Genomic DNA, 12,351 nt, shown 5'->3' with positions numbered 1-12,351 from the left:
TTTTTTGTTAATTATAATTATTATTTGTACAAATAATAATTATAATTAATATATAGAAACACATAAACACAAGTTGTATTATAAATATTAATTAATAATTTAATTACATATACTTATGAACATTTCTATTAAAACATCCCAAGATATAGAAAAAATGAGAGTAGCTGGTCGTTTAGCAGCAGAAGTATTAGAGATGATTGAGCCGTATATTTCTCCAGGAATTAGTACAGAAAAAATTAACAATATTTGCCATAATTACATCACTAAAGTACAAAAAGCCATTGCTGCACCTCTTGGCTATAATGGATTTCCAAAATCTATTTGCACATCAATCAATGATATAGTTTGTCATGGTATTCCTAATTGTTCTCAAATACTGAAAGATGGAGATATCATTAACATAGACGTAACTATTATCAAACAAGGATTTCACGCAGATACTTCAAAAATGTTTATAGTAGGTACTGCAAATCAATTGAGTAATTGTCTGTGTCAGATTACTCAAAAAAGCCTGTATGCAGCAATTAATATAATTAAACCAGGAATTAGATTAAAAAGAATTGGTCAAACCATACAAGAGATTGTTGATAAAAAAAATTTTTCTATAGTTAAAGAATATTGTGGACATGGAATTGGTAAATTATTTCATGAACCCCCTCATGTTCTTAATTATAATGCTGATGATGAAGGTATAATATTAAAATCAGGAATGGTATTTACTATTGAGCCTATGGTAAATACAGGAAAACGTTATGTTTATACTGAAGATGATGGATGGACAGTAAGAACACAAGATGGTAGTTTATCTGCACAATATGAACATACCGTTCTTATTACTGACACTGGATGTGAAGTGTTAACAAAAAGAATTAATGAAACTCTTCCATATTATAACCATATCATTAATTCTAAATAATACAGACAAAATACAATTTTTATATTATGAACGAAAAAAACATACACTTTCTAAAAGAAATTATTGAAAATGCTTTTACACAAAAAGAATATATATTAAAACACAATGTAGATCCTGTTTTGCGCAATGCTATACATAGCACAATTGATAACTTAGATAAAGGAATTTTCCGTATTTCTGAAAAAATCAACAATAAATGGATCACTTATCAATGGTTAAAAAAAGCAATAATATTATTTTTTAAAATTACAGATAATAAATTAATGACATGGGGTAACGCAAAATTTTTTGATAAATGTCCAATAAAATTTGAAAAATGGAGTGAAAAAAATTTTAATGAGAAAAAATTAAGAATAGTTCCACCTGCTACTATACGATATGGAGCGTATATATCTAATAATACAGTGATTATGCCTTCGTATGTTAACATTGGAGCATATATTGATACAGGAGCAATGATTGATACTTGGGCTACTATAGGATCTTGTGCTCAAATAGGGAAGTATACCCATATATCAGGAGGAGCAGGAATAGGAGGAGTATTAGAGCCTATTCAATCTAATCCTACTATCATTGAGGATAATTGTTTCATTGGAGCTAGATCTGAAATAGTGGAAGGAATTGTAGTAGAAGAAGGTTCTGTAATTGCTATGGGAGTTTTTATTGGACAAAGCACTAAAATATATGACCGAGATACTAAAAAAATACATTATGGATATATTCCAGCTGGTTCAGTTGTGATTCCTGGTAGTATCTCAGATTCAAGTAATGAAATTAATACGTATTGCGCAGTAATAACAAAAAAAGTAGATTCCAAAACCAAAGATAAAACTAAAATTAATGATTTATTACGTGAACCATAATTAACGAAACACTTTTCCATAAAATTAACGAACATTAATTATATTCATTTTATACATCCTAATTGCCGTATTATTAATAGCTGCATAATTTTATGCAAGATTTAAACATATTGTATTTACCTTTAAATAGCATTAGATTAATTGAAGCATCAGCTGGAACTGGTAAAACATATAATTTAATAATCATTTATCTTAGACTATTGTTAAATTTACATAATATTCAATCAAATTGTACAGTTCCACTGACAGTCAAAGAAATTCTTGTTGTAACTTTTACTAAAAGTGCAACATATGATTTAAGAGAACGTATTAAGAAAAGTATTCAACAATTTCGATGGGATTGTATTAATAAATATAGTAATGATTATACCTTTTCAAAATTATTACTACAAATACATAATATGGATCTTGCCATTCATTTATTATGTATAGCAGAAAAAGAAATACATCAAGCATCAATTTTTACTATTCATGGATTTTGTCAAAAAATACTAACAGAAAATACCATAGAATTAAATATTCCATTTAACACATCTATTATAGAAAATGAATTTATATTATATCGTCAAATATGTTACGACTTTTGGAGACGTTATTTTTATGAATTACCACTTAATATAACTAGTTTTATTCAAGAATTTTGGAATAATCCAGAAGAATTATTACAAGATGTATATCCATATATAGTATATAATAAAAAATTTAAAATACTGAATTTTAAATTTTTTACTCAACCAAACAAACATATTTCTATATATTATAATCAAATACTTATTTATATAAATAATATAAAAACACAATGGTCAGAAACACAAAATAAAATAATTAGTACCATTAACAATAATAATTGTATCAACAAAAAAATATATAACAAAAAAAATTTAATAACATGGATAAAAATAATTGAACAATGGAGTAAACAACCAACATGTAATCATATAATCCCTCATATTTTAAAGCGTTTCAGATCATCTATACTGAATACAAATACAAATCTCAAAAATTTTTGCGTTTTTTATTTATTTAATTCAATAGAACAATTATATCAAAAACTATCATCATTCAAATTCTTAATATTAAATACAGTTATAAATGATATTCACAACAATTTACGTGTGGGTATCACTTCAAAATCTCAAATAACTTTTGATAATATTATTACAATTTTGTTAAATAACGGTATTGAAAATAAACATAAAAAATTAACTAAAAAAATACTAAAATACTATCCAGTTACAATAATAGATGAATTTCAAGATACTGATTTAAATCAGTATAAAATTTTTTATGCATTATATTCCGATAGATCTGAAAAAAATGGTTTAATCTTAATAGGAGATCCTAAACAAGCAATTTATAGTTTTCGAGGGGCTGATGTATCTACATATATGAAAATACGTCGCAATTTATCTTATAAATATAATCTAAATATTAATTGGCGTTCATCCCCCGGAATGATTAACGCTGTCAATAAATTATTTCAGTCTACTACTAATAACAATCCTTTTATATTTAAGGATATTCCGTTTATTGAATCAAAATCTGCTTACAAAAATAATATGCATCAACTCATAATAAATAATAAACCTCAATCATCTATGTGTTTTTGGTTATATATAAATAAATGTGTTACTAAAAACGATTATAAAACTATAATGGCAAAAGAATGTGCTATAACTTTAAACAAATTTATATATCATATAAAAAATAAATCAATTTGGTTAAAAACTAATAGTTCCAGAAAAATATTGCAAATATCAGATATTACTATTTTAGTACGCGATTATTTAGAAGCTACTTTAATAAGATTAGAATTATTAAAAATTAATATATCTACTATATTTTTATCTACTCGAAAAAATATTTTTGAAACTATAGAATCCTATGAATTACTGTTATTATTAAGAGCTATTTTATTTCCAAAACAAGAAACCATTTATCCTGCTCTTACAACTATTTTTTTTGGATTAAATTCATTATATATAAATAATATTTACAATAACACACTAAAATGGGATCAAATAATTGATGAATTTTCTAAATATTATTTTATTTGGAAAAATAATAATATATTATCTATGATTCAAAAAATAATTTTTAATTATAAAATTCCCGAAAAATTGCTATCTACACCATCAGGAAAGTGCAGTTTAATCAATATTTTACATTTAGGAGAATTATTAAATAATGTTTCTAAACAGTTTAATACTGAATATGAATTAATAATATGGTTAGAATTAAAAATAAATCAACCTCTAAACCGACATGAAAAAAAATCTGTTAATTATATGATACGATCTAATATAGATGATCGCAATTGTGTAAAAATAAGCACGATACATAAATCCAAAGGATTAGAATTCCCATTAACATTACTGCCATTTGCAGCAAGCTTTAATCTTAATAAGAAAAAAACTTTTACTACTCAATTAGAAGAATATCAATTAAACCTGAAAAATAATCATAATTTATTAAAATATAACACAAATTTATTAGATATAAATCGTTTGTCAGAAGACTTAAGATTATTATATGTAGCTATAACACGTAGTATTTACCACTGTTCTATAGGTATAGCTCCTTTAATACATAAATACAATAAAAATACATCCAATAAACCTACAGATTTACATCGAAGTGCTTTAGGATATTTAATTCAAAACAATACACCTGATACTGCAAAATCACTACAAAAATATTTACAAAAACTTAGTGTTCGATCTAACGGAGATATTTCTCTTCGTATAGTTTCCAAAAATACAACTCAAAAAAATACATTTAACACAACAATACAATCTACTACAAAACCACAATTACATTTATTTTCTAAAATATGGAAACCTTCACCAGTACAAATTTACAATAATTCATGGCAAATCACAAGTTATAGTCATTTAAAATCTATTAATAATAACGTTGACAATATTAACTATTCTACATTATTACATTTAAACTCGCAGGAATTACATAAAATTAATTTAAATTCTAATTTTACAGAAAAAAAAAATACTCAATTAAATTTACCAACAGTTCATACCTTTCCTAAAGGAAAAATATATGGAGTTTTTTTTCATGATCTTTTAAAAGTATTAATTTTTAAAAAAACCATAGATACACAATGGATTCAAATACAAATGGCAAGATATAATATTCATTCAAATTGGAAAACACTAATTCAACAATGGATTTACACCATTATAAATACTCCAATTAATGAACAAAATTTAACTCTTGCAAAAATTCGTTCTTTAAATAAACAAACTGAAATGAAATTTAATTTATCTATTGATAATGATTTAACATCTCAAAAATTAAATTCTTTATGTCAATACTATGATCAATTATCTTGCAGATCTTCTGTAATCAATTTTCCAGATATTACTGGAATGTTAAAAGGATTTATTGATTTAGTGTTTTATTGGAACAATAAATATTATTTATTAGATTATAAAACTAATTGGTTAGGAACAAATAATTCTTTCTACAATCGTTCCTCTATAGAATCAGCTATCATTAAATATCGTTACGAATTACAATATCAACTTTATACTATAGCCATACATAAATTTTTAAAACATAAAATAATTTTGTATGATTACGAACAACATTTTGGAGGAATTTATTATTTATTCATAAGAGGAATGGATGGTATATCATACAAAAATGGTATTTTTTTTCATCGTCCATCTTGGAAATTTATACAAAAACTAAATAATCTTATTTCTTAAAATTAATAATTGTGAAATTTTCTTGTCATAATAATACTACAAACAATTAAATAGATAAATCCCCAAAATTATTATTGCACATAATAATTTTAAGTTATCAAAATCACAACAAATTACACAAAAATTTTACATATTGTTGATACTCAAAATTTAAATTAATTAAAAATTATATTTTAAACACATTATTACATAATATTATTTAAATTGTATAAAAAACATAAACTAACTATATAAAACATGGAAAAAAAATTATCTAAATATAAATTGAACGCAAATTTATGTAATAATGCTTTAGATCTTCAATTTGCTAAAACACTAGTTGCATCAGTATTCAATTCTAAAAATTACCAAAATTATAATGATAATATTAAAAATATAAAAAAAATAATACTAATGTTAGCTAGCGCATGTTTAAGCGCACATGTTAGACTAGGGCATACTTGTCTACCTATACATATACTCGCTTCTAATAAATTATATCAATGCTATCATTCATTGTTAAACTTCGAAATTTTAAAAAAAATAAAAAAATTATCAGTAGATGATTGGCAAGAAATTTTACTATCTTTATCTGCAGTAGGAAATGGGTCGTATACCTCTCCTTTAGTATTAGATAATAATCGTTTATATTTATATCGAATGTGGCAAGATGAATGTACGATAGCTAAATTTTTTAACAATTCTTATAATGATTTTAACAAACATTCTTCTACCAAAATAATAAATATTATACAACAATTATTTCCTGAAACTTCTTATGCTCAACAACAAATCAATTGGCATAAAATAGCTACCGTCCTTAGTTTTATAAATTCTAGAATATTAATTTCTGGAGGTCCTGGTACTGGAAAAACATCAACTATAGCTACAATAATTACAGCACTATTATTATACGACAATAACTTACGTATAAAAATGATTGCTCCAACAGGAAAAGCAGCAAACATTTTAACCTTTTCTTGTTATAGTAAATTAAATAGTTTTAATCAATCAAACAACATTTGTAAACACATATTAAAATTAAAAGCCACCACCTTACACAATTTAATCAATAATGCTTCTGATCAACAAAAAGAAAATCAATATAATAATACTTTGAATGCAGATTACATAATTATTGATGAATCTTCTATGCTAAGTTCATCTATGTTATCTCAATTAATTGAAATTTTACCTACACATGTAAAAGTTATTTTTTCAGGAGACCATCATCAATTATATTCAATAGAACCTGGATCTGTTTTTAAAGATATATGTCAATTTTCTAACATTCAATATTCTGCCAAACTTCAAAAAAAACTCATGAAATTTACTCAATATTCCTCTGCTATTTTCACTGTTAAACATTCTAATAGTACAAAATATTCCTACAGTAATAATATTTCTGATGGAATATGTATTCTGAATACAAACTATAGATTCGATAAAAATTCTGGGATAGGACAAATAGCAGCTGCTGTAAACCTAGGTGATTATGAACAAACATTATCTATACTTAATTCAAAAAAATATACTGACTTATCTTATATATATCTTAAAAATGAAAAAGATTATATTAATATGATTATAAATTGTGCCAAAGAATATTATCATTACCTAAACAAAATACAATGTAAAAAAATATCTATAGTAAATATCTTAAAAATATTTGATAATTATAGAATATTATGTGCGTTCAGACATGGACTATTTGGATCAATAAGATTAAATTATTATATTGAACAGTTTCTTTATCAAAAGAAATTGATAATACAAAATAATTCGGGTAATTATATAGGAAAACCTATAATTATTCTACATAACGAACCATCACTAGAATTATGTAATGGAGATACTGGAATTTTATTACCTGATACACATCAAGATCGTTTATCTGCTTATTTTCTTCTACCAAACAATAAAATTAAAATTGTACAAACTAATCAATTACCAGATTATGAAACATGTTTTGCAATTACTATACATAAATCTCAAGGATCTTCATTTAAAAAAATTGCTATCATATTACCTAACATACCTACGATAATCTTAACAAAAGAACTACTTTATACTGCTATTACTAGAGCTCAACAACAACTTATTTTATATGCAACAAATGACGTATTAATACACACCATTAATTCCATTACCCAACGTTACAGCGGATTATTTGATAGAATAAAAAATAATACTTATTCATCTCCTAATTTACCTTAAAACTTCATTTAACAAAATTATAATTCAAAAATTATTTTGCTAAATATTAAAAAATTTTAATTAAACTCATTACATCCCAATATTCTATATTTCATAACATTAAAAAAATAATATTTTGCGTTATCAATAATTATTTGTATATGATTTTCCTTTAAATCAAATGGAATAAGTTTTCTTAAATAAAAATCATGACTTTCTCCAATACCATGAAAAGATTCATTGAAAATATTATTGCCCTGCCACACTTGTATTAATTTTTGTCGAGCTTTCTTTTGTGTAATCTGATCTGAATAAATAACTTTATCATTCCAATTAAACATATAGTTCATCCAAGTACCTCCAGATTTATATAATAATATCAAAGGAATATTTATTCCGGAGCAATAACCTGTAATTAAAGGATATAACAACTCTTTTGCTTGTATTTTATTAAAATAAGGAAAATGCCATATACTATTAATACCAAATAATCTACTATCTCCATTGCCTCCTGAAGCACAATATACCAAATGTTCTATCCACATTAAAAAACAATCCTGCATAGAAAGTTTAGAAGATTTCCAACGTATTAATCCATTTATCGGAACTGAACTTAATTTACCAGTCAAGACAACATTTTGAAATTCTAAAAAAACATTTAAATCAAGTACTGTATTAGAATTGGGTAAATAATATTTTTTAATTTGATCTGCTAAAATACTCATTTGTTCAACTTGCTTTATCCAATACAATTTGCTAAATGATTCACGAGGAAATATACCAGATGCATAAATTTCATCATACAATACATTAATATCTTTTTTATATATTAAATAATTAAGTAACTTAGTATTAATTTTAAACCTACATAATGCATCTACAGAAAAAACTTCATCATTAAATAATTTATTATACTTATATTGATAAAAATATACATGTAAACGTTTTTGAAACCACATACGCACTGGATGTTTATAGAAATTAAACAAATCACTAACTAACATTGTAGATATACTAATATATGGTAATGAACTAATAAAATTAAAATCAGTTAATAACATATCTGAATTTCCATCAATATTAGCAGCACATATCCATTCATCAGCAAAACTAGGCGTTTTAGAATTTAAAGTAAAATTAATAAAACTAAATGGCATTTGACTATAAGTATAAAATAAATGCTTTTGTATACATTTAATATTATCTTGCACATTTAAATCTTGATTTTCTATTAAACAAAAATTTTGAGCAATATATTCTACAAGCTCACCAATTAATATTGATGGATGATTACTAATACTTACTCCATCGATAAATTGATTTACAAAACTAAAATATATTCGAATTTTAGGTAATAAAAATAACAATAAAAATATATAATAATCATTTTCTTGTCGTATATTATCATCTCCACATCTTATTTCTTTTCGCATCAAGTTGAAATCATATAAAAATTGATATCTAGGATAAACATCAGAATTCATACCTATAAGACATAAAATTTTACAAGGAATAAAACATATAGGGGTAATATTACAAAAATTTATAACATTTGGCAAAAATTGAGAACTCATATTTTGAGTTTCTAATTTATGGATTAATTTATCTCTTAATATACTAATATGAACAGTATTAGAATATCCCAATTTTACACCTATTTCTAAAATATTAATCCAATGAGTTTTTAGCACAAATAAAGCTCTATTATCTTTTGTATCTAACTTATTAACACAAAAAAAATCATTAATCATTTCTTGAAAATTTAATAACCAATATTTTAACGTATAAGAATAATTTAAACGATTCCTCCATTTTTTTAATGTTTCTAAAAATTTTACTAATCCTGTAATAATATCTATACATTCTTTATGTATATAATCATATGGAAAAATATTTTCCCATAATCCACTATTACTCTTACTTTTTATTGCATAACCCAACAATATTCTTTTTAATCCAAAGTACCAAGTATTCTGATCAGTAATTGGCATATTCAAATTTTTAATAGTATTTTCATCTAAACCCCATCTAATTCCAGATTCTTGCACCCATAAACGCAATATATTTATTTCTTCATCATTAATATTAAATTTAGAAGCGATTGATGATACTGATAAAAGTGATAAAATTTCTTCAGCAGTAAAACGACTATTTGATAAATCTAATATACTTAAAATACTAGATACAATTGGATGAATACTATAATTACTATTATTAGAAATAGAAAATGGTAATTTTCTATTAAATACATTATCAAAAACAGTTTTAATTTCTGAAATATAATCATTAATGTTAGGCGCCATTACCACTATATCACCAGGTAATAAATTTGGATCATTAGATAACATTAATAATAAATTATTATGCAAAACTTCTATTTCTCGTTGAATATTGTAACATTTATGAAAAGTGATAGATTGATCTAATGGATTTAAGATATATTTTTGAAAAATTTTTCTTTTTATTAAAACAGAAGACAACTGTTTTGTATTATCTAAATGTTTATTTTGAAATTCTAAAATATTTCTTTGTAAAATATGCAATATAGAATTTGTTTGAGGATATCTAAAAGCCTTAATTTCAAACAGTGGCTGCAATTTACATAATAGAGATAATGTATCTTTACCAATTTTTCCCCAAGAATTCAACAAATGAGGTTTTAATTGTTTGCAAATATTATTGTTATCAAATCGATTATCATCATAAATGAAATTATTCTTCAAAAACTTAGATACATCATAACATTGTTTTTGATTCCAACTATTTTCGCACGGACTAATAATCCATAAATAAATATCAATTCGATTACTCAATAATTTTAATATTCTCCAATATATCAATGGAATAGAAGTAATACCATAAATAAAAATTCTATTAGGTAATTTGTTCCAATTGATATTATTAAAATTTTTCTCCAAAAATAACATACAATGATATACAGAATTAAATTTTTGTAATTTTTGCTGTATATCATTTAAAAAGACACGCCATACCTCTGATTGCCAAATCTGATGCTCTTTATCATCTAAATTATCTATTAATTTTTTAGATTTCCATATATCTAACCAATCCGGTCGATATATTAAATATTCTGAAAATAAATTAACCAACTTTTCAGAAAGCTGACTAAGTTTTTTTTGATGAATATCAAAACTCAAATATTTTTGAATAATAGAACATTGTGTATTCGAATATAATTTAGGCAAAATTTCCATAAACTTCCAATACATGGAATCATCACAAAAACTACTAATTATCACATTATTTTTATTAGATAAAATATCTACAGAAATTTTCTGTATAAAAGCTCGTATATTAATAAATTTTATATTTGCTGCAATCCCGAAATTATTTGTTAATTCTTTTTCTATCCATTGTGCTGTAATTTTATGTTCTGTTAATATAATTTCAGGGTTTAAAGGATTAGATGATTGATAATACGACATTATATCAGTTACAAATTTCATAAATAACTCTATACAATTAGAATGATAAATCGTAAACATAATTTCATGAACAAATAAGAAAACTAAAAATTACTTATAAACACATCCTTTTATATAGCAAGGAATATATTTCTATTTATTTAGAATTCATAATAAATATACTCATATAATCATTTGTGCAAATATACAAGTTATAATATTAAAAGAATACAAAGAAATAATAATATCTATCTTACATTGCATTGTTACAAACCAATTAATTCATAATAATTAAAATACTTATACTAAATTCTATAAAAATTTATTTAAAAAAATTTTTATAAGAAGCAAATATAATTATTCCTCCAAATAAGATCATAGGTAAAGACAAAATTTGCCCTAAAGTAACAATATCACCAATATATCCTATATGACTATCAGGTTGACGAAAAGATTCTACAATTAATCGAAATAATCCATATAAAATTAAAAATAACCCCGATATACTACCAACAGGTCTCGATTTAGAAATATATAACCAAATAAAAATGAATAAAATTATACCTTCCAAAATCATTTCATATAATTGAGAAGGATGTCTAGGTAGAGCTCCATAGTAATTAAACAATAAACTCCATTCTGGATGATTTCTTAGCTCTATTAAATCTTGATAAAAAGAATTACTAAATAACATAGCCCAAGGCACATCAGTAGTTACACGTCCCCATAATTCTCCGTTAATAAAATTACCTAATCTCCCCAAACCTAAACCAAACGGAACTGCGGGTACTATAAAATCAGATACTCGAAAAAATGATTGCTTTTTACAATACGAAAACCATTTTACTGATATTATTACACCTAATAGCCCACCATGAAAAGACATGCCACCTTCCCAAACTTTTAAGATCCATAACATATTTTGATAATAAAAAAAAGGCCATTGATAAAATAATACATATCCAACTCGACCTCCTATTAAAACCCCTAAACAATTTAAACATAATAAATACTCTATTTCTTTTTTATTACAAAAAAAAGTATTTAGAGGATACTTAGGGTGAGTTAACAACCATACAGCAAACATAAACCCTAACACATACATCATCCCATACCAATACAACGAAATTGGCCCTATTCTAAGCATAATAGGATCAAAGTTTGGAGTATAAAAACATTGCATATTAATAAATATATTAGTAATAAAATATATTCATTATATTCATTTAACTATTAAAATAAAA

General features: G+C 24.1%; 6 protein-coding genes. 4 read left to right on the top strand and 2 right to left on the bottom strand.

The window, feature by feature from the left end; all coding sequences use genetic code 11:
• Positions 1–115 precede the first annotated feature (115 nt).
• From map to recD, 4 genes are all read left to right on the top strand, one after another.
• Entirely contained in the window at positions 116–916 is an 801-nt protein-coding gene (gene map / locus Bpudo544_RS01365) for a type I methionyl aminopeptidase (RefSeq protein ID WP_500825553.1), read from the top strand.
• Between the two features lie 41 nt (positions 917–957).
• Positions 958–1,779: a 2,3,4,5-tetrahydropyridine-2,6-dicarboxylate N-succinyltransferase gene (gene dapD / locus Bpudo544_RS01360; RefSeq protein WP_500825628.1), complete on the top strand. Its 822-nt coding sequence runs from the start codon at positions 958–960 to the stop codon at positions 1,777–1,779.
• Positions 1,780–1,871: 92 nt separating this feature from the next.
• Positions 1,872–5,507 carry an exodeoxyribonuclease V subunit beta gene (gene recB / locus Bpudo544_RS01355; RefSeq protein WP_500825552.1) on the top strand — a complete coding sequence of 1,212 codons (3,636 nt, stop codon included), beginning with the start codon at positions 1,872–1,874 and terminating at the stop codon, positions 5,505–5,507.
• Between the two features lie 237 nt (positions 5,508–5,744).
• Complete coding sequence (gene recD, locus Bpudo544_RS01350) at positions 5,745–7,703, top strand: exodeoxyribonuclease V subunit alpha (RefSeq protein WP_500825551.1); 1,959 nt, start codon at positions 5,745–5,747, stop codon at positions 7,701–7,703.
• A 56-nt stretch (positions 7,704–7,759) separates the two neighbouring features.
• Here the strand turns inward: recD and recC are convergent, their stop codons facing one another.
• Together recC and lgt are read right to left on the bottom strand one after the other, a co-directional pair.
• Complete coding sequence (recC, locus tag Bpudo544_RS01345; protein ID WP_500825550.1) at positions 7,760–11,188, bottom strand: exodeoxyribonuclease V subunit gamma; 3,429 nt, start codon at positions 11,186–11,188, stop codon at positions 7,760–7,762.
• Positions 11,189–11,429: 241 nt separating this feature from the next.
• Positions 11,430–12,290, bottom strand: a complete 861-nt coding sequence (gene lgt, locus Bpudo544_RS01340) for a prolipoprotein diacylglyceryl transferase (protein ID WP_500825549.1) — start codon at positions 12,288–12,290, stop codon at positions 11,430–11,432.
• Positions 12,291–12,351 lie beyond the last annotated feature (61 nt).

The organism is Blochmannia endosymbiont of Camponotus pudorosus, from assembly GCF_059934925.1.
This window is presented reverse-complemented; position numbering and strand designations above follow the sequence as displayed.

Excerpts from the sequence above, each read along its gene's own strand:
- lgt (WP_500825549.1), bottom strand. The coding sequence starts at position 12,290 with ATGCAATGTTTTTATACTCCAAACTTTGATCCTATTATGCTTAGAATA.
- map (WP_500825553.1), top strand. The coding sequence starts at position 116 with ATGAACATTTCTATTAAAACATCCCAAGATATAGAAAAAATGAGAGTA.
- recC (WP_500825550.1), bottom strand. The coding sequence starts at position 11,188 with ATGTTTACGATTTATCATTCTAATTGTATAGAGTTATTTATGAAATTT.
- recB (WP_500825552.1), top strand. The coding sequence starts at position 1,872 with ATGCAAGATTTAAACATATTGTATTTACCTTTAAATAGCATTAGATTA.
- recD (WP_500825551.1), top strand. The coding sequence starts at position 5,745 with ATGGAAAAAAAATTATCTAAATATAAATTGAACGCAAATTTATGTAAT.